Genomic DNA, 251 nt, shown 5'->3' with positions numbered 1-251 from the left:
GCCAGTGTCAGTGTGACTATCAGCGATGGTTCGAATAACCAATCGCGTACTGTGACGGCTGATGGCTCTGGGGCATGGACTATCAGTGGTAGTGAGTTTGATGTCAGCAGCTTTAATAACGGCACACTCACCGTCAGCGCCACACAAAGTGATGCGGCGGGTAACACCTCCAGTGCAGCCAGCACCTCAGTGATTTTAGATAACGCAGCACCGAATGCCTTGACGATAAGCACCCCGATTGAGGTTGATGG

The 251-nt window shown here is 52.6% G+C and carries 1 protein-coding gene; it reads left to right on the top strand.

The window, feature by feature from the left end; genetic code table 11:
• On the top strand, nt 1-251 hold a 251-nt coding region (locus H5162_RS21230; protein WP_182779462.1), incomplete at both ends, for an Ig-like domain-containing protein.

The organism is Pseudoalteromonas sp. SR41-8, from assembly GCF_014163915.1.
Taxonomy (GTDB): Bacteria; Pseudomonadota; Gammaproteobacteria; order Enterobacterales; family Alteromonadaceae; genus Pseudoalteromonas; species Pseudoalteromonas rhizosphaerae.
This window is presented reverse-complemented; position numbering and strand designations above follow the sequence as displayed.